The organism is Exiguobacterium sp. s5 (genome assembly GCF_018618075.1).
GTDB lineage: Bacteria > Bacillota > Bacilli > Exiguobacteriales > Exiguobacteriaceae > Exiguobacterium > Exiguobacterium mexicanum_A.
This window is the reverse complement of record NZ_JACSLK010000005.1, coordinates 165,061-183,762: the sequence shown is the minus strand read 5'-3', so window position 1 is coordinate 183,762 and position 18,702 is coordinate 165,061. Positions and strand designations below refer to the sequence as shown.

Below are 18,702 nucleotides of genomic sequence, written 5' to 3'. Positions count from 1 at the left end.
ATGAAACATATCGAAACGAAAACAAGTTTAGTTGCCCACTTACAGGGTGCCGGCGTCAAGCCGGGGGACACCCTATTCGTCCACACGTCCTTATCAAAGCTCGGATGGGTATGTGGCGGGGCTCAGACCGTCATCGAGGCGCTCCAAGATACGGTCGGTCCGGACGGGCTGATCATGATGGCGACCCAGAGCAGTGATAATTCAGACCCGGCTGAATGGGAAGCCCCACCCGTCCCAGTCGAGTGGTGGCCAACGATCCGGGAGGAAATGCCGGCGTATGACCAGGAAAAGACACCGACTCGAGGCATGGGCCGTGTCCCGGAACTGTTCCGTACGTATCCGAACGTGTTTCGGAGCGATCATCCGATGTGGTCGGTCGCTGCGTGGGGGAATGGTGCCGAGGAGATCGTGGCAGGACATACACTTGAAGTCGGTTTTGGGCCGTGTTCGCCAATCGAACGCATGATCGAGCGTAATGCAAAAATCCTACATCTTGGTTCACCGCTCGATGCGACGACGTTATGGCATTATGCCGAGTATGGAATTGACGGACCGGTGAAGTCGTTTGGGTGCGCGCTTTATGAGGACGGGGTGCGGGTGTGGAAGACATTCGACCATACGGATGTCAACAGTGACCCGTTCGGTCCAATCGGTGAAAATATCGTTCGACGTGCCGATGTGACGACGTTTCACATTGCGGAGGCGACGTGTTACGTCATTCCGTCTGAGACATGGGAACCGGTACAACATGCGTTAATCGCTTTACGGAGTTGGCTCCGATGAGTCAACTGAAAGCAAGTGGACAATGGAGAGGGGCAGTGCGATGAATCGTTGGGTTAAATATATAGGGATTGCAACCAGTGTGTTGCTTCTCATCGTGTTTCTCGCCGTCGTGGGCATCTCGGCCCACATCGGCGATCAGTTGACGTCGCCCGAACGTGAGACGTTGACGTATACGCCGAAGACGTTAGGTGTCAAATACGAGAATGTGACCATCGAAGCCGAGGATGGTCACGATTTGTACGGGTGGTGGATCCCGCACCCGACACCGCGCGCAACGATCGTGTTCGCACATGGTTATGGGAAGAACCGCGAGCAGTCCGATTTGCCGCTCAAAGAATTGATTCCGGAGTTTCATGAACAAGGATATCAGTTCCTGACGTTCGATTTTCGGGGGTCAGGCATCTCGGAAGGTGACCGTGTGACGGTTGGGGCGAAAGAACAAGCGGACCTCGCTTCCGCAATCGCCTATGCGAAAGAACGCTCGGACGGTCCAATCGTCTTATACGGGGTGTCGATGGGCGCGGCAACGGCGTTGTCTGCGGCTGATGAGACCGACGTGGCCGCTGTGATTGCCGATAGTCCGTTCAGTGACCTCCGGGGCTACCTCGAGACAAACTTGCCTGTATGGAGCGATTTACCGAACTTTCCGTTCACACCGGTCATCATGACGGTGACGCCGTGGTTCACGGGTCTCGATGCCGATGTGGTCAAGCCGATTGACGATATCGCTCAAATCGAGGCGCCGGTGTTGTTGATTCATAGTGAGGGCGATGATGCCATCCCTGTGAGCGAGAGTGAACAATTGGCCGAGGCCGGGGAGGAAGTCGAACTGTGGGTGACCGAGAATGATGGGCACGTGCAGTCGCATCGCTCGTTCCAAACCGAGTATCGTCAAAAAGTATTCGGATTTTTAGAGAAGGTATTATAAACGAGGGGCGCCATAAAGCGCTCCTTTTTTGTTATGATTAATTATGAAAAGGAAAGAAAGAAGGTTTTTTCATGGATGTCACAGCATTACTATCGTTTCTACTGCTCGGAACGCTCATCGGGATTTTGAGCGGATTCTTCGGCATCGGGGGCGGGATCTTACTCACGCCGCTACTACTCGTCTTCGGATACGAGGCGAGTGCGGCCATCGCGCTCAGTCTGATGCTCACGCTCGGGTCGACCACGGCCGGTACGATCTCCCATCTTAAATTAAAGAACGTCAATCCGAAACATGCCCTCATGATTGGCGCCTTCGGTGTCGTCGGGACGTGGGTGGCGACGCCGCTCGTGTTCTACCTTGAGACGCTCGACGGTGCGAAGCCGGTCATCTCGCTCGCCTACATCGCGCTACTGACGTACTTTGCCGTCTCGTTCTTCCGGTCGAAGCAACATGAAGAAGGAAGTGTCGGCTCGGAGTCGGTCCCACGCCTCGGTTTTATCGGGTTGTTCGGCGGGTTCATCTCGTCACTCATGGGTGTCAGCGGCGGATTCGTGTTGACACCGCTTCAAGTCAAACTGCTCAACACCGAGATGAAACGAGCCGTCGGGACGAGTATCGCCGCGGCGTTCCTCATCGTCGTCTCGGGCGTGATCAACTATGCCGTCGCCGGGGCCGATGCGAACTATTGGCATGGTCTCGCGCTCATCGCCGGGGCGATGATTGGCTCACCGATCGGGGCGAAGCAGTTGCAACGGTTCAGTTCGCAACTCGTCAAAAAGGCGCTCGGTGGCTTCTATGTCGCTGTCGCCATCAGCGTCGGACTCAACTTGCTCGGCTTCAACGACATCTCGCTCGGACTACTCGTCGTCCTCGCGCTCTCGTTCATTGTCGCGCTGTTTATCCGGCCGCGTTCGAAGTGATGATCGACCCTCGTCTACAGACGAGGGTCTTTCTTATAGTGATAGTCGGAGCATGATATATCCTACATATAAATATCACCATCGGTATAACGTGTGCTGAAGCGCATTAAAAAAACCCTGTCCGAGGACAGGGTGTTAACGTCTGGCGATATGGTCAATGTTCTCTTGAATCTCTCCGACTTTGCTCTTCGCTTCACGCAACCGTCGTTCGAACGCCTCGGTGTCGCGTTTTTCACGTTGCGGCTCGTCTTTCCCGCGACGCTGTCCTTTCGGGGAGCGATGGATATGGGTCGCTTTCATCAAGCGCTTTTTAAACGTTGAATCGCTCATCAGGACACCCCCTTCCATACTATATACGTTCCACCTCTTCTTTCCGATGAAACGTTTGAACCTTCACGAGGCGAGGGTTCTGCGCATTTGCGGGTTCGTTGAGACTTTGTAGGCGATGCCCGCAGCTAACACTGCTTTGATCAAGTCACCGAGGATGAACGGGATATTCACTTTGAGTGCATCGATGAACGTCAGTCCGAACACGGCTTGGAGACCGAGACTGCCGACTACATAGACGAAGCCGAGTCCGATTAGGATGTTATAAGCGACGAGGGCGGGGAACGTACGATGCCGTTCCGATAACCAACCGATCAAAAAGGCAGCGATCGGGAAGGCGATCAAGTAACCGACCGTCGGACCGACAAACGGGGCGAGCCCGCCCGATCCACTTAAGACGGGTAGACCGATCAAGCCGAGCAATAAGTAGACGACGACGGCAAGACCACCTTTTTTGGCGCCGAGCACGGAAGCGACCGTCATGATGCCGAGCATTTGAAGGGTGATCGGTACGGGGCCGATCGGGATGGCGATGGAGCCGATGCTCGCAAGCAAGGCGGCGCCGATGGCAACTTGTGTCAAATCATGAATTTTCAATATGTAAACCCCTTTTCTGTTAACGTTGACTAAAGTTAGGTTAACATCATTTTTTTCGTCTGACAAGCAGAAAAATGAGGACCTGGTCGCAAATTGATATGCTCCCCAATAGGTAGACAGATGAAATAACAAATCTGTTTATCTGATTGGGGAGTGTTTTTTTATGGCGAGAAGTCGGCATTCTATCGAACAAAAATTGGGTGCGGTGCGCATGATGGAAGAAGAAATATATAGTTGGAAGGAAATCATGGAGGCCCATGACGTCTCTTGGGATACCCTCCGGGTATGGAAAGCCAAATTCGATACCGGTGGAATTGACGCGTTGAATGAATCGAGGACACAAAGACTTTACACGAGGGATCAGAAAATCGCGGCCGTGCGTGACTATCTCGACGGTCTCACTAAAATGGAAACCCTCTCCAAGCATCACATCAGTAGTTGGTCTGTTCTTTACAGATGGATTAAGAAGTATACTGGTCATAGCGAGTTAACAGATTCGAGAAAAGGGATGGATCGAGCTATGGCCAAAGGAAGAAAGACCACATTCGAGGAACGGATCGAGATCGTCAGATATTGCCTGGAGAACGAGCGGAACTATCAACGGACAGCCGAGCTATTCGCTGTGTCTTACCAGCAGGTCTATGGCTGGACGAAAAAATATGACGCCGACGGCGTGCATGGGCTCGAGGACCGGCGTGGACGGACGAAGCAAGAAGAGGAACTGACCAACGAGGAGAAGCTCGAACGTCGCATCCAACAGATCGAGCGGGAGAACGAGCGCCTGCGGGCCGAGAACCTGTTCCTAAAAAAGTTAGAGGAGATCGAGAGGAGAGGTTGATCAGCCAAATCCGGCTACAGCTGCGGTACACGGCCATCGAGGAACTGTCGACAACCGACACATTCTCGGTCGTGCTCCTTTGTGAGGTCGCGCAGGTCTCACGGGCCGCCTATTATAAATGGTTGAAGCGTACCGTCTCGGTACGTGAGGAAGAGAACTTGAGCCTACTAGAGGACATCCGTCTCCTATACGACCAGGTGAACGGGACCTACGGCTATCGACGGATCACCATGACGGTCAACCGCAGACGACGCCAGCATGGCCTGCCGGCATACAACGAGAAGCGCATCTATCGTCTCATGCGCATCCACGAGATCCGTTCGGTCATCCGCCAGAAACGAAATCGGTACAAAAAATCGTCACCACAACATGTGGCCGAGAACCTGATGAACCGAGAATTCGGTGCGTCCCGATCGGACGAGAAATGGTGTACCGACGTCACCGAGTTCAAATATGGTGCCGGGAAGAAGGCTTATCTGAGCGCGATCATCGACCTGTATGACGGCTCGATCGTCGCCTATCGTATCGGAAAGTCCAACAACAACGGGCTCGTCTTCCATACGATGATGCCGGCCATCGCGGGGCTCCGTACAGGAGCACGTCCGATGATCCATAGTGACCGAGGGTTCCAATATACCTCGAGAGGGTTCAAACGCATGGTAGAAGACGCGGGACTGACCCACAGCATGTCCCGGATCGGACGTTGTCTCGACAACGCCCCGATCGAGAGTTTTTGGGGCACCTTGAAAGTCGAGATGTACTACTTGCGTGAGTTCCAGGCCTATAGCGAACTCACATCGGCCATCGAGGCCTACATATCGTTCTATAACCATGATCGTCTCCAGAAACGACTAAACGGCTTGAGCCCTGTCGAATACAGGGCTCAAGCCGCCTAGGCTAGTTTTCATTATTTGCCCTGTCTACTTGACGGGGAGCAGTTCAAATTGACCAGGTCCTCATCGTTTACGCATGTGTCGGTAGGTTCTCTTTCGCTTCTGTCAGTTGAATCCGAACTGAGTCAAAGCCCGTCCCGCCGTAACTGTTGCGGCGTTTGACGGCCGTCACCGGCGAGAGTGCCTCGTACACATCCGCTTCAATCAACTCAGAGTGGGCTTGGTACGTCTCAATCGGTAATTCTGATAAATACAGACGCTGGTCGATACAATACCGGACGAGCGTGCCCGTCACTTCATGGGCCTCACGGAACGGCATCCCTTTTGCCGTCAAATAATCGGCGAGTTCGGTCGCGTTCGAGAAATCGCGCTCGGTCGCTTGCTTCATCATCTCCGTGTGGAACGTCATGTCTTGAATCATACCGGCCATGATGCTGAGACTGCCCTGAACCGTCTTGACGGTGTCGAACATGCCTTCCTTATCTTCTTGCAGGTCCTTGTTATAGGCGAGTGGGAGTCCTTTCATAATCGTCAAAAGTCCCATCAGATTGCCGACGACGCGACCTGACTTTCCGCGGACGAGTTCGGCCATGTCCGGGTTCTTCTTCTGAGGCATCATGCTCGATCCCGTAGAGAACACGTCAGAGATCGTGATGAACCGATACTCTTCGCTGCTCCAAAGGATCAACTCCTCGCAGAACCGTGACAAGTGCATCATGAGCAGCGACGCATTCGACAAGAACTCTAAGATGAAGTCACGGTCGCTGACGGCGTCCAGACTGTTCGGATAGACTTGGGCGAAACCGAGCAACTCGGCCGAGCGATGACGATCGATCGGGAATGTCGTCCCAGCGAGAGCACCCGCTCCGAGCGGGCTCATGTCAATCCGTTTCAAGCTGTCACTGAAGCGCTCCTTGTCGCGCTCGAGCATCCAGAAGTAAGCGAGCAAGTGGTGGGCGAGCGAGACCGGCTGGGCCCGTTGCAAGTGTGTATAACCCGGCATGATTGACTCGACGTTTTGAGCGGCGTGGTCATAGAGCGCCGTCTGCACGGCCTCGATTCCGTCAATCGTCTCGAGGACGCGGCGTTTCAAATACAGGTGCATATCCGTCGCTACTTGGTCGTTCCGGCTCCGCGCCGTGTGCATCTTGCCAGCGACCGGGCCGATTTCTTCATGCAAGAGGGCCTCGAGGTTCATATGGATGTCTTCATGGAAGACGTTGAACGTCAATTCGTCCGCTTGTGCCTTCTTGGCTAGCGTCTTCAACCCCGCGACGATTTGCGCGACTTCGTCCGCCGTCAAAATGTGCTGCTCCCCGAGCATCGTCACGTGGGCGATGCTCCCTTCAATATCTTCTAACACGAGCTGGGCGTCGAAATGAATCGAGGCCCCGAATTCGTCGACCCATTCACTGGCCGTCTGTTCGAACCGGCCGCCCCATAGTTTACTCATGCACCATCGTTCCTTTCTCCGCTAGCACTTCCGCTTGCACTTTCGTCGGCAGTCCCCATAACTTGATGAAACCGACGGCGGCTTGTTGGTCGAACGTGTCGGCCGACGTGTACGTCGCGAGATGTTCGTCATAGAGCGAGATCGGCGACTTCCGTCCGTCGACGATGGCTTGTCCTTTGAACAGTTTCATCCGGACCGTACCGGTCACGGTCTGTTGCGTCTCATCGATGAAGGCGAGAAGCGCTTTCGTCAGTGGCGAGTACCAGAGACCGTTGTAGATCGTCTCCGTCAATTTCTGTTCGACGATTGGTTTGAAGTGGGCGACTTCCCGAACGAGTGTGAGCGCCTCGAGCGCTTGGTGTGCCGTGATGAGCGTCATCGCACCCGGTGCTTCGTACACTTCCCGCGATTTGATCCCGACGACCCGGTTTTCGATATGGTCGATTTTCCCGATACCGTGAGCCCCGGCGACGATATTCAACTGCTCGAGAATGGCTGTGAACGTCGCTGCTTGTCCATTGATGGCGACTGGTACGCCGGCGTTGAACTCGATTTCGACATACGTCGGTTCGTTCGGAGTGTCTTCGAGCTGTGCCGTCAATTCATAAGCGCTCGCCGGTGGAGCGGCCCATGGGTCCTCAAGAATGCCGCATTCGACGGCCCGGCCCCAAATGTTTTGGTCGATCGAGAACGGCTCTTCTTGGACGATCGGAATCGGGATACCGTGCTCGGCCGCATAGGCGATTTCTTCTTCCCGTGACCATTTCCACTCCCGGACCGGCGCGATGATTTCAAGCGACGGGTCGAGCGCATGAATCGACACCTCGAACCGGACTTGGTCATTCCCTTTCCCCGTGCACCCGTGAGCGACGGCGATGGCACCTTCGGCTTGCGCGACCTCGACTAGCTTCTTCGAGATGAGCGGCCGCGATAGGGCAGAGACGAGTGGATAGACGCCTTCATACATTGTATGTGCCTGCATCGAGTAACGGGCGAAATCGTTGACGAATTCATCGACCGCATCGATGACGACCGATTTGACGGCCCCGACTTTGAGTGCCTTCTGTTGAATGCGCTCCAGGTCTTTCCCTTCTCCCACGTTCAAACAGCAGGCGATGACGTCATATCCCTGTTCATCCAACCATTTGATTGCGACCGATGTGTCAAGTCCACCTGAATAAGCTAATACGAGTTTTTGTTTCATTTCCTTACACCCCTTATACATAATTATTCATCTGTATTTATAAATATACGACTTAGTCTAACGGATGATTTCATGTAAAGCAACCTTTTTTGGCAAAAAAAAAGAATCACTTGTGAAAGTGATCCTTCATTGAACGATTTCGAGTTCTGGCATCCATTGCGACATATGTTCGCTCGTGGCATCGAACAACTCGGGTTTTGCCGTCTGTAACGGCACGACCTCGAACGGTCCGTCCGCACTAGAGCGCCGGGTGAACGTCGGATAGAACATCGGATTGGCGAGTTCGAACGTCGTCTCATCCGCTTCGACGGTCTTGACGACATCGATGCCGACGATGCCACCCGTATTACGATCGTCCCCTTGTTGGCCGGACAGGAAGTTGCCGAGCGAGTAGGCGACGAACGTTCGGTTGCCTTCAGCGCCGTCCACCCAAGCGACCGGTTGGAGGACGTGGGGGTGATGGCCGATGATGAGATCGACCCCGAGGTCAGACAGCTCTTGGACGAGTGTCTGTTGTGCCTCGTTCGGGAGTATCTCATATTCATTCCCGAAATGGAGCGAGACGACGGTGAGGTCGGCTGCTTGTTCGGCCGCTTCAATCTCAGGCTTCATTGCCTCGAGATCGATGTAGTTGACATGGTACGGTTGTTTCGGAACGACCCCGTTCGTGCCGTACGTGTAGGCGAGAAACGCGAACGAGATATCATTCTTCGTCAACGTCCGAATCTCAGCCTTGTCCGCTTCCGATAAGAACGAACCAGTATACGGCATACCGATCTCGTTCCAGTGGGCAATCGAATTCTCGATGGCCGTGACACCTCGATCGAGCGTATGGTTGTTCGCCGTCGTCACCAGGTCGATGCCAGCGTCTTGGAGCGCATCACCGACCTCATACGGACTGTTGAAGGCCGGGTAGCTCGATAAGCCGATCTCACTGCCACCAATCATGCTCTCTTGGTTGGCGATGGCAATATCGGCCTCGGTCAAAATCGGGGCGATCGGTTCGAAGGCGGCAGTGAAGTCATAGCCGTCCCCGCTCTTGGCGGCATTATATACGTTGTCGTGTAACAAGATATCGCCGATCGCATAGACGGACGTCGTCGTCACGACTGATTCTGGCTCTTCCGGAACAGGTGCCGGCTCCTCCGCCTCGGTCTCTGGTGCCGGGGTCTCCGTTTGCTCCGTAGACGTCTCGACGTCGGCGGTCGCACAGCCGAACAGAAAGAGGAGGGGCAAGGTCAATATGGCTTGTTTATACGGGATTACTCGTTTCAAGGGACGAGTCACTTCCTTTCTTATGATACAAATTGATCTATATGTACCTTTCGCTATAGACTGTCAATTTCCTTGTTAGGCGACAAAAAAAAGTGCCAGGCTATAGTAGCATGGCACTTCGATCGTTAAATCCGTTCTGTCTTCAAGATGTGTTCCATTTCCTCGAACTCGTTCGTGATCGTCGAGCTCGGTGGTGGTGTCATCAGACTGACGACATAAATGGCGAGGCTCGACAAGAAGAACGCTGGAATCATCTCATAGAGCTCACCGACGGTCCCGAACCAATCGGCGGCAAAGTTTTTCCAGACGATGACGATGAAGGCACCGGTTAGCATACCTGCGAGCGCCCCTTGTCGCGTCGTCCGTTTCCAGAACAGGCTGAACAGGATGAGTGGCCCGAACGACGAGCCGAAGCCGGCCCAGGCGTAACCGACCAAGTTCAAGATCGTATCATCCGCCCCGAACGCCAGCCAAATCGAGATGAGCGACACGAGGATGACCGTGATCCGGCCGACCATGACGAGCTCACGGTCGCCGGCGTCTCTTCGGAAGAACTTCTGATAGAAGTCGGTCGTCGCAGCACTCGACGAGACGAGGAGCTGTGACGAGATGGTCGACATGATGGCAGCGAGCAACGCCGCAAGCAAGACGCCGGTGATGAGATCGACGAATAATAAATCAGATAAATTAATAAAAATGTTTTCTGGGTTATCGATCTCAAGTCCACGCTGCGTATAATAGGCGAGTCCGAACAGCCCGGTCGCCATCGCGCCGACGACGGTGAACAGCATCCATGAGATGCCGATCCGTCGTGCCTTCTTGATGTCCTGTAACTTCTCGATGGCCATAAAACGGACGATGATGTGCGGTTGCCCGAAGTAACCGAGCCCCCAGGCGAATAGGGAGACGATGCCGATGAGCGACTGACCAGTCAGCGGATCAAGCAGCGCCTCATCGATGTCACCGATCGTCTGGAAGGCGGCGCTCACGCCGTCGGTCGCCGTGATGGCGATGGCCGGGACGAGGATGAGGGCGAACAACATGATCAACCCTTGAACGAAATCCGTCCAACTGACCGCCAAAAATCCTCCGATGAACGTATAGATGATAATGATAGAAGCCAAAATCAAGACGCCCGTCCCGAACTCAATTCCGAAGACGGCATTGAATAACCGGCCGCCGGCCACGAATCCGCTCGTGGCATAGAGGGTGAAAAAGATGAGTGTCACAGCCGCCGAGAACGATCGCAACGTGCCGCGTGAATCTTTAAAACGTTTCTCGAAAAAATCTGGAATCGTGATGGCATCCTCGGACAAATACGAGTACGTCCGCAAGCGAGGTGCGACGAGCAACCAGTTCAAGTACGCGCCGATCGTCAACCCGATGACGATCCATCCGCTCGAGAGTCCGGTCGCGAACATCGCACCCGGTAGTCCCATCAACAGCCAACCACTCATGTCGGAAGCACCTGCCGACAAAGCCGCGACGGCGGGACCGAGTCCGCGCCCTCCGAGCATATAGTCGCCGATGCTCTCCGTCCGCCGATAGGCGATGACGCCGAGTAGTACCATGAGCGCCATGTAAACGGTGATGGATATTAAAATCCCGTTCATAAAACATCCCCCTCAATCATAATGAAAACGCTTTCTTTGTTTATGGTATGCACCATGTCAAAATTTTGTCACAAAATTGAATCAAGTGCACGATTTTATTGAAGGATTGACCAAATAATCAAATTATTTAGCGAAGCAAGAGGTCAAGTGGTCATTGACGAGTCCGGTCGCCTGCAGATGGGCATAGACGGTCGTCGGCCCTAAAAATTTGAATCCACGCCGTTTCAAATCCTTGCTGATCTGATGAGACAGTTCGGTCGTGGCGGGGATGTCGTCATTGGCCGCCCATTGGTTGTTGATCACTGTATTGTCGACGAACGACCAGATGTAGGCATCGAACGTGCCGAACTCTTGTTGAATCTCGATGAAGCGCTTGGCATTATTGATTGACGCCTCGATTTTCCGGCGGTTTCGGACGATACCGGGATTGGCCAACAACCGTTCAACATCCGTTTCGTCGAACGAGGCGACCGCTTCGACGTCGAAGTTGGCGTAGGCTTCCCGGTAATGGTCGCGCTTTCGTAAAATGGTGATCCAACTGAGTCCCGCCTGGGCGCTCTCAAGGGTCAAACATTCGAAGTGCTTCTGATCGTCGTGGACGGGTTTGCCCCATTCCTCGTCATGATAACGGACGTACATGGGGTCTGTACCGCACCAAGGGCAACGTATCGGTTCGGTCATTGTCGTTTCCTCGCTTTCGTTCAAGTACTTCATTTTAGCACGTCGGGACGGTTTTTGAAGTGAGGTGACGGGTATAATAGGGGATATTGGAGGTTGAACGATATGAGAGAGTGGATGATCCAGGTCATTGAACAGTTCGGTTATTTCGGTATCGCGTTCATGATCTTTATTGAAAATGTGTTCCCGCCGATTCCATCAGAGGTCGTGCTCTTGTTCGGTGGATTCTTTGCCGTGAAAACTGATTTGAACGTCCCGCTCGTCATTTTCGCTGCGACAGCCGGTGCCATTTTAGGAGCGATTTTGTTATATGGGATCGGATTATATTTAGATGTCGAACAGATTGAGAAGTGGACGAAGAAATACGGGAAATGGATTCGGCTCGATATCGCGGACGTTCGACGGGCGGATGCTTGGTTCGACAAATATGGGGGCTGGATGGTGTTCTTTGGACGATTGATGCCCGTCGTCCGAAGCTTGATCTCGTTACCGGCCGGCATGTCGAATATGCCGTTTCTGAAGTTCTTGTTGCTCAGTACGGCCGGCACGGTCATTTGGAACACGATTCTCATTTATATCGGCATCCGGGTCGGTGAGAATTGGGAATCGATTTTACGATATTTAGATGTGTATTCGTACGCGATATATGGATTATTGGCCGTCTGTCTGATTGTCTTTTTCATCTGGCGCAAGAAACGGAAGAAAAAACAGTCGAAACAAGCATCATCATTTTGACGAACAAAGGAGGACCTTCACGCGAAGGTCCTCCTTTGTGTTCTATCATTGATCTTCTTTATTTTTTGTCTCATCGGGAAGTACTTTCTCAAGTTTTTCCTCCGTCTTGTTAGCAAGAATCTCAGAGAAGCGGAACAAGACGATGCCGACGATGGCCGAGACGAAAATATAGAGACCGACAAATAAGTTGATCGCTCCGTTTGATAGGGCGGTGAACAAGATCGAGAACTCGCCACGCGGGGCGAGTGAGAAGCCGGCCTCGTTCGCCTGCACCCGCGTCAAGCCATACATGCGACCCCCGACGCGTCCGACGATCCACTTCGATAACACGCCCCAAACGATCAGGACGAAGAAGAGGGCATTGACGATGACCCCTTGATCGAGATTGATGGAGATCCCGAACGAGATGAAGAAAATCGGCAAGAACAAGTCGCGAACGGGTACGGTCAATCGTTTCAACGGCCGCACATCGTGGATGCCCGCAAGCATGATTCCGGCAATGAACGCCCCGAGAATCTCGGACAGGCCGAACACCATGCCAATCCCGGCAAAGAATAAAATCAATCCAATCAAACCGATACTCGCATCATCTTGTCGCAACAGATGTTTGACGAACCGCTGTCGGTTCAAAACGAAACGAGACCCGATGAAGAGGAGCACTCCGAAAATCAGAAATCCGGCGAACACTTTCCCGATGTCCGTGAAAGCGATCGGTTCGTCTTGGATGATGAACGGGGCCACGGTCAAAATGAGCGGGGCGAAAATGTCTTCGAAGATAAGGAGCGCCAGTACGAACTCTTTCACATCTTCATGTTTTTCAGAATGTCGCTCGAGAAGTTTCGCCGAAATCGACGAACTCGTCGCATAGAGGACGGCACCGATCAAAAATGCTTGTGAGAAGTCGAGACCAAACAACAAAGCGATTCCAATCGTGACCCCGAAGGCGAGAAGGACATCTAGGACGCCTGCTTTCCACACTTGTTTCATTCGCTTGACGAGCTCGCTCAGCGGAAACTTTAAACCGAGTAGAAAGAATAACAGAATAATCCCGATTTCCCCGGCGATTTTGAAGACCTCATTCCCGTCCCAAAAGAAGCCGACCGCGACGCCGATGGCAATGAAGGCGAGGATACTAGGAAAGAACAACCGCTCGATAATCAAACTGAGCACCGAAATTACGGTGAGTGCCAATCCGAGGAATACGATTACATTGAATACGTCCATACGTCACCCCCTAAAAAAGGGAAGGATTGCTTCACCATCAGTTTTCACTCCATTGATATTCCATCCCGACCGATTCGGGACGAGAATAGTCAAATCCGAACTGGCGATACAGGCCGTCTGCCGGAATGTCAGCAATCAGACTAATGATGGCCGTCTCGTCTGCTTCCTGTAAAATCCAATCCATCAATCGTTCCATGATCAATTTACCAAGCCCAAGGCCTTGACACTCGGGATCGACGACGATATCGACGAGATGAAACACCATGCCGCCGTCCCCGACGACACGTCCCATCCCGACCATCGTGTCGTCTTTATATAAACAAACGCCGTATAACGTGTTAGCGAGCCCTTTCACCGTGCCTGAGTCGGAACGTTTCGGCATGCCTGCTTTGACGCGAAGGCGTTGATGCTCCTCCGGTGTCGGTGTCTCAATCCGTACATCTACTTCATTCACCATGTCACTACTCCCTCTCTGCGCATAAGTTAAAATTATTTTCCCGCTATATTGAATCGGTAAACCTTGATTTCCGGATGACGTTGTACAGATAATGAGAGAAACTGGAATGGAGAAAGGTTGTGTGGGAATGATTGAAGGTCAAACGATTTTGCCTGCTCTCCGAGACATGAAAGACCTCGAGACATTTGTGAGAGGGCCATTCAAAGTTGGCGTCTTGCTTGAAGTACATGTGGCCCGGCTTGATGCCGTGTTTCAGTTACTAGCGGCCCATGACAAGCAAGTGTTCGTCCATCTCGATTTGATTCAAGGTCTGAAGGCGGATGAATATGCGACCGAATATGTGTGTCAGACGTTTCGACCGTATGGAATCATCTCGACGAAAGGCAGTGTCATTTTAAAAGCGAAACAAAAGCAAGTTAAAACGGTGCAGCGTCTGTTTTTAATCGATTCGAGTTCGCTCGAGAAGAGTTATCGCCTCATCAACCGCACTCAACCGGATTATATTGAGGTATTACCAGGTCTCGTCCCGAAATATATCCGGTGCGTGAAAGCAGCGACAAACATTCCAGTCTTCGCCGGCGGCTTGATCTCGTCGTCTGAAGAAATCGAGGCCGCCCTTGAGGCAGGTGCGACCGTCGTGACGACGTCTGACCAAACACTTTGGTCGAACTGATAGGACTCATTTTCATGCAATCAGGGTATTCTACTGTTCAGGAGGGATGACAATGAAACAGACGATGATTATAACCGGTGTCAGCCAAGGAATCGGGCGGGAACTGGCCCGCCATTTTAGCACGACATATCGTGTTGTCGGACTCGATATCGGGCAAGACCCACAACTTGAAGGAGTGACGTTCCATCAGATGGATTTGGGGGATCATGAGGATGTGAACAGCGTATTCAAAGTAATTCATCAAGAAGTCGGCACCGCCCATGTGCTTATCAATAACGGTGGCGTATCCTCACTCGTCAAACCGATGACCGAACTCGACGTCGAGACGTTCAAACGCGTGATCGATGTTAACCTCGTCGGGACGTTCGCTTGCTCGAAAGCTTTCTTGACGTTGAACGAAGGGGCTGATTTCGGCCGCATCATCAACGTGGCCTCGACCCGCGCGCTTCAGAATGAGGCTGATTGGGAAGCATACGGCGCCTCAAAAGGCGGGATCGTTTCGTTGACTCAGTCGATGGCGGTCTCTTTGGCTGAACGACCAATCACGGTGAATGCGGTCAGTCCCGGATGGATCCATACCTCGGATGAAGCCCTTCGTGATATCGATCACGCGCAGCATCCGTCAGGACGTGTCGGGACGCCGGAGGATATCGTCCGTGCCGTCTCTTATTTGATTGACGAGAAAAACGATTTCGTCAACGGGCAAAATTTGATCGTTGACGGGGGCATGACGAAAAAGATGATTTACGAAGCTTGAATCAAGAAACTGGGACCATTACCCTATCTTTCAACAACCGATATGCGTGTAAAGGCCTAGTGACGGGTATAGGATGGGGAGTACATTGAAACTAGCGAAGGAGGAAGCGTCGTGCATCAAATCATCGAGGAGGCACTCCGTTTCGCGGCCGTCCGTCACGACGGACAGTTTCGAAAAGGAACGAATATTCCTTACTTGACCCATCCTGTGGCGGTCTCCATGTTGCTCGTCGAAGATCGGCAACCCGTCCCGGTCGTCGTGGCGGGTCTGCTCCACGACTTGCTCGAAGATACGTTGACGACACCTGATGAACTGAGTGAACGATTTGGACATGAAGTGACACGTCTAGTCAAGGCTGTGTCCGAGCCGGGGAAACACCAGTCGTGGGAAGAACGCAAACGGATGACGATTCAGCATGTGCGGACGATGCAGTATGATGAAGTCGCACTCTTGGCCGCGGACAAGCTACATAATCTGCGTTCGATTCGTCTCGACGTCGAGTCTGCCGGCAAACAAGTATGGGACCGTTTCAATCGGCCGCTCCGCGACCAGTCCTGGTATTATCATGAACTGCTCCATGCGTTGAAGCCGTTCGCGCAGACGACGACGCTCATCGAAGCGTTCGAGACGGAAATGAACTTGTTGTTTTACGGAGTCGAAGAAGGGCGGACCGAGAAGTTAGAGAAGTTGTTCGGTGTCATCAGACATGGGTTCCGTGAAGAAGAGTGGCTTCAAGAGACGACGACGCTTTGTCAGACCGCTTTCGAGCTGAACGAGACGATGCGCGAAGGGTATCGTCACGGGACCGAGGTCAATCAACTCGAGCTCGACGCCTTGTCGGCTCAATTGAAAGAAGCTGGACTGTGGGAACGCTTGTCGCTCCCGGCACTCCAAGCGATCGATGAATTATCGTATCGAATGGCATTGCAGTCGGACGAGATCGTCGCGTGGCTTGAGTGAAATGATTGTCAAGTGACCTTAAACGTGATATATTCATCGTGAACATAAGAAGGGGAGTAGCGACCACGAATGTGGTCGATGGATCGTCACTACGGTGCAACGCACTCGGTCCATCGAGCTTCTGATCCAAGTCCGCGAGACCTTTTTATGGATGCTTCTTCGGCGTCCATAAAAAGGTCTTTTTTGATTTTTTGAAAAAGGGGAGACACAGAAAATGGTATTTATTTACTTCATCTTGGCCGCAGCACTCACCGTGTATGCTGCCATCAAATTATCGACGTATGCCGACGTCATCAGCGAGAAGTCGACGATGAGCGGCATGCTCGTCGGGACCGTGTTGCTTGCCGGAGCGACATCGCTTCCGGAAGTGACGACGAGCGTATCGGCCGTCATGATCAATAACCCGGACATCGCCATCGGGAACATGCTCGGCTCGAACTTGTTCAACATCTTTATCTTGGCGATGTTTGACTTGTATTATCGTCAGAAGCGTCTATTTAACGAAGCAAGTCGGGATCACCTCTACACGGCGAGTCTCGGTTTGATGTTGACGCTCGTGACGATGCTCGCACTCGTCATCCGCATCGACTTCACGATTCTCGGGATCGGGATCGATGCCTTATTGATTGCAGGGTTGTACGCGGTTGGGATTTACTATATCGGACAACGTCCAAAAGAACCTACGACAGAACGGGAAGTCGAGCAAGAAGTCGGTGTCAGCGTCACCGACTCAATTCCGATCAAGCGCGCGGTCATCGGCTTCATCATCGCCGCACTCGTCATCATGGCGGCCGGAACGGCGCTTTCAGTGTTAGGTGACCAAATCGCCGTCGTGACCGGACTCGGTTCGAGCTTTGTCGGCAGTTTCTTGATCGCGGCCTCGACGTCGCTCCCAGAAGCGGTCGCCGTCTTCGTCGCCTTGAAGCTTGGTAACGTCAACTTGGCGTTCGGTTCGATTTTGGGGAGTAACATCTTCAATATGCTCATCATCGCGATGTCGGATGTCTTCTACCGAGGCGGTTCGATTTTGGCGGATGTGTCCACGTCACACTTGGTGACGGCGATCGGGATCACGATCTTGTCGGTCTTGGTCATGTACAGTGTCCTTCGAAAAGATGTCACGTCGAAGTTCCGCTACGTCTTGCCGTCCGTTCTCGTCGTCCTCGTCTATTTCGCGTCGTCTTACTTCATCTTCATCGGTTGATCGACCACACGGTGTCCTCGGACATCGTGTTTTTTGTTTGAGGCGGTTCGAGGAATCACTTTTCACTCACTTGGGTATAGAAGGAGGGAAGGAGGGGTGGCGATGCAAATGCATTCCGTGGAACGTCTTGATGATTACGTCATATTAATCCCAGCATATAATCCCGATCAAGCGCTCGTCACACTGGTCCGGGAGTTGAAAGAAGAAGGGTTCGTCCATCTGTTCGTCGTGAACGATGGGAGTGCCGAGACGTCCCGTCCGATTTTTGACGAGGTCGGAAAATGGGTCACGGTGCTCGAGCATACCCGGAATCAAGGGAAGGGTGCGGCGTTGAAAACCGGGATTCGACATGTCGTTCAGCATTTCCCTAGAACGAACGGGGTCATCACGGTCGATGCGGATGGGCAACATCTGCCGGCCGACGTCTTGAAGCTGTATGAAGAAGGCATACGTTGGCCTCATCATTTGATTATGGGCTGCCGCGACTTTTCAGGGTCCGATATCCCGTTCCGGAGCCGATTCGGAAATCAGATGACGCGCGGCGTCATGTTGCTCGGCAGCGGTCTTCGTCTGAAGGACACCCAAACCGGCCTCCGGGCGATTCCGCTGCGGTATGCAGAACAATTGCTTGATGTGCCGGGGAACCGTTATGAGTTCGAGATGAACATGTTGACGTTCACGAAACGATTGCAAGTTCCGATTCATCAGACACCAATTCAAACCGTCTATGTGGCAGAAAACGCCTCGTCCCATTTCCGGCCGGTGATCGACTCGATTCTTATCTATCGCATGTTTTTGGCCTATTCATTATCATCGGTCGCATCATTTCTGTTAGACATCGGGTTCTATGCCTTGTTCGTCTATTTGTTGAATCCGTGGTTCGAGACGACGCACGTCTTGATTGCGACGGTCGTGGCCCGTATCCTGTCATCGCTGTTCAATTATTTCGTCAATCGGAAAATTGTGTTCCATTCGAAGGCGAAGCGGGCGATGCCGAAATACTTCGGTCTCGTCGGATTGCAGATGGCGCTGTCGGCCGGTCTCGTCTATGCGCTGTTCTATGTCATCCGCGACGGTGAGGTGTGGATCAAAGTGTTCGTCGACAGCTTCTTGTTCGTCGTCAGTTATTATGTCCAGAAAAAATGGATCTTTAAACGCTAACAGGCCAAGACGTGTGTCTTGG

The 18,702-nt window shown here is 52.7% G+C and carries 19 protein-coding genes; 10 read left to right on the top strand and 9 right to left on the bottom strand.

Annotation, left to right across the window (positions count from 1 at the left end; all coding sequences use genetic code 11):
- The 3 genes from KNP60_RS11830 (at nt 1) to KNP60_RS11820 (ending at nt 2,631) form a co-directional block, all read left to right on the top strand.
- Nucleotides 1-783, top strand: a complete 783-nt coding sequence (locus KNP60_RS11830; RefSeq protein ID WP_214797542.1) for an AAC(3) family N-acetyltransferase — start codon at nt 1-3, stop codon at nt 781-783.
- 40 nt (nt 784-823) lie between these two features.
- On the top strand, nt 824-1,711 hold the full coding sequence (locus tag KNP60_RS11825; protein WP_214797541.1) for an alpha/beta hydrolase: 888 nt from the start codon (nt 824-826) through the stop codon (nt 1,709-1,711).
- A 71-nt stretch (nt 1,712-1,782) separates the two neighbouring features.
- Complete coding sequence (locus tag KNP60_RS11820; protein ID WP_131435199.1) at nt 1,783-2,631, top strand: sulfite exporter TauE/SafE family protein; 849 nt, start codon at nt 1,783-1,785, stop codon at nt 2,629-2,631.
- Nucleotides 2,632-2,766: 135 nt separating this feature from the next.
- Here the strand turns inward: KNP60_RS11820 and KNP60_RS11815 are convergent, their stop codons facing one another.
- A complete protein-coding gene (locus KNP60_RS11815) occupies nt 2,767-2,961 on the bottom strand; it encodes a hypothetical protein (protein WP_034777742.1) in 195 nt (64 codons plus the stop codon).
- Between the two features lie 63 nt (nt 2,962-3,024).
- Nucleotides 3,025-3,555 carry a biotin transporter BioY gene (locus tag KNP60_RS11810; protein WP_034777741.1) on the bottom strand — a complete coding sequence of 177 codons (531 nt, stop codon included), beginning with the start codon at nt 3,553-3,555 and terminating at the stop codon, nt 3,025-3,027.
- 163 nt (nt 3,556-3,718) lie between these two features.
- Here KNP60_RS11810 and KNP60_RS11805 point away from each other — a divergent pair.
- Nucleotides 3,719-5,289 (top strand): IS3 family transposase gene (locus KNP60_RS11805; RefSeq protein ID WP_214797540.1). Its coding sequence is split into 2 segments (ribosomal slippage): nt 3,719-4,358 and nt 4,358-5,289, totalling 1,572 coding nucleotides; the frame shifts between segments, so codons are not numbered across the junction.
- A gap of 67 nt (nt 5,290-5,356) precedes the next feature.
- On the opposite strand, the gene argH is transcribed toward KNP60_RS11805, so the two are convergent.
- The 5 genes from argH to KNP60_RS11780 all read right to left on the bottom strand — a co-directional run bounded on the left by argH (nt 5,357) and on the right by KNP60_RS11780 (nt 11,512).
- On the bottom strand, nt 5,357-6,739 hold the full coding sequence (gene argH, locus KNP60_RS11800; RefSeq protein WP_214797539.1) for an argininosuccinate lyase: 1,383 nt from the start codon (nt 6,737-6,739) through the stop codon (nt 5,357-5,359).
- On the bottom strand, nt 6,732-7,943 hold the full coding sequence (locus tag KNP60_RS11795; RefSeq protein WP_029595378.1) for an argininosuccinate synthase: 1,212 nt from the start codon (nt 7,941-7,943) through the stop codon (nt 6,732-6,734). Before KNP60_RS11795 ends, argH begins: the two co-directional genes overlap by 8 nt.
- Before the next feature lie 126 nt (nt 7,944-8,069).
- The gene (locus KNP60_RS11790; RefSeq protein WP_251130434.1) at nt 8,070-9,218 is read right to left on the bottom strand and encodes a CapA family protein; all 1,149 of its coding nucleotides are present in this window, start codon (nt 9,216-9,218) and stop codon (nt 8,070-8,072) included.
- A 125-nt stretch (nt 9,219-9,343) separates the two neighbouring features.
- On the bottom strand, nt 9,344-10,831 hold the full coding sequence (putP, locus tag KNP60_RS11785; RefSeq protein WP_214753226.1) for a sodium/proline symporter PutP: 1,488 nt from the start codon (nt 10,829-10,831) through the stop codon (nt 9,344-9,346).
- A 123-nt stretch (nt 10,832-10,954) separates the two neighbouring features.
- Nucleotides 10,955-11,512, bottom strand: coding sequence for a DNA-3-methyladenine glycosylase I (locus tag KNP60_RS11780; protein ID WP_214753228.1), 558 nt, complete (start codon nt 11,510-11,512; stop codon nt 10,955-10,957).
- A gap of 102 nt (nt 11,513-11,614) precedes the next feature.
- Between KNP60_RS11780 and KNP60_RS11775 the strand changes: the two genes are divergently transcribed.
- Nucleotides 11,615-12,244, top strand: coding sequence for a DedA family protein (locus tag KNP60_RS11775; RefSeq protein WP_214753230.1), 630 nt, complete (start codon nt 11,615-11,617; stop codon nt 12,242-12,244).
- 45 nt (nt 12,245-12,289) lie between these two features.
- On the opposite strand, the gene KNP60_RS11770 is transcribed toward KNP60_RS11775, so the two are convergent.
- Both KNP60_RS11770 and KNP60_RS11765 read right to left on the bottom strand, forming a co-directional pair.
- Entirely contained in the window at nt 12,290-13,468 is a 1,179-nt protein-coding gene (locus tag KNP60_RS11770) for a cation:proton antiporter (protein ID WP_034777732.1), read from the bottom strand.
- Between the two features lie 37 nt (nt 13,469-13,505).
- Nucleotides 13,506-13,925, bottom strand: a complete 420-nt coding sequence (locus tag KNP60_RS11765; protein WP_034777729.1) for a GNAT family N-acetyltransferase — start codon at nt 13,923-13,925, stop codon at nt 13,506-13,508.
- A 127-nt stretch (nt 13,926-14,052) separates the two neighbouring features.
- On the opposite strand from KNP60_RS11765, the gene KNP60_RS11760 reads away from it, so the two are divergent.
- The 5 genes from KNP60_RS11760 (at nt 14,053) to KNP60_RS11740 (ending at nt 18,680) form a co-directional block, all read left to right on the top strand.
- On the top strand, nt 14,053-14,598 hold the full coding sequence (locus KNP60_RS11760; protein WP_034779918.1) for a glycerol-3-phosphate responsive antiterminator: 546 nt from the start codon (nt 14,053-14,055) through the stop codon (nt 14,596-14,598).
- A 52-nt stretch (nt 14,599-14,650) separates the two neighbouring features.
- A complete protein-coding gene (locus KNP60_RS11755) occupies nt 14,651-15,355 on the top strand; it encodes an SDR family NAD(P)-dependent oxidoreductase (protein WP_034777727.1) in 705 nt (234 codons plus the stop codon).
- A 111-nt stretch (nt 15,356-15,466) separates the two neighbouring features.
- Nucleotides 15,467-16,315, top strand: a complete 849-nt coding sequence (locus tag KNP60_RS11750; RefSeq protein WP_034777725.1) for an HD domain-containing protein — start codon at nt 15,467-15,469, stop codon at nt 16,313-16,315.
- Nucleotides 16,316-16,529: 214 nt separating this feature from the next.
- A complete protein-coding gene (locus KNP60_RS11745; protein ID WP_034777723.1) occupies nt 16,530-17,519 on the top strand; it encodes a sodium:calcium antiporter in 990 nt (329 codons plus the stop codon).
- Nucleotides 17,520-17,621: 102 nt separating this feature from the next.
- Complete coding sequence (locus KNP60_RS11740; protein WP_052090129.1) at nt 17,622-18,680, top strand: bifunctional glycosyltransferase family 2/GtrA family protein; 1,059 nt, start codon at nt 17,622-17,624, stop codon at nt 18,678-18,680.
- The last annotated feature ends 22 nt before the right edge of the window (nt 18,681-18,702 follow it).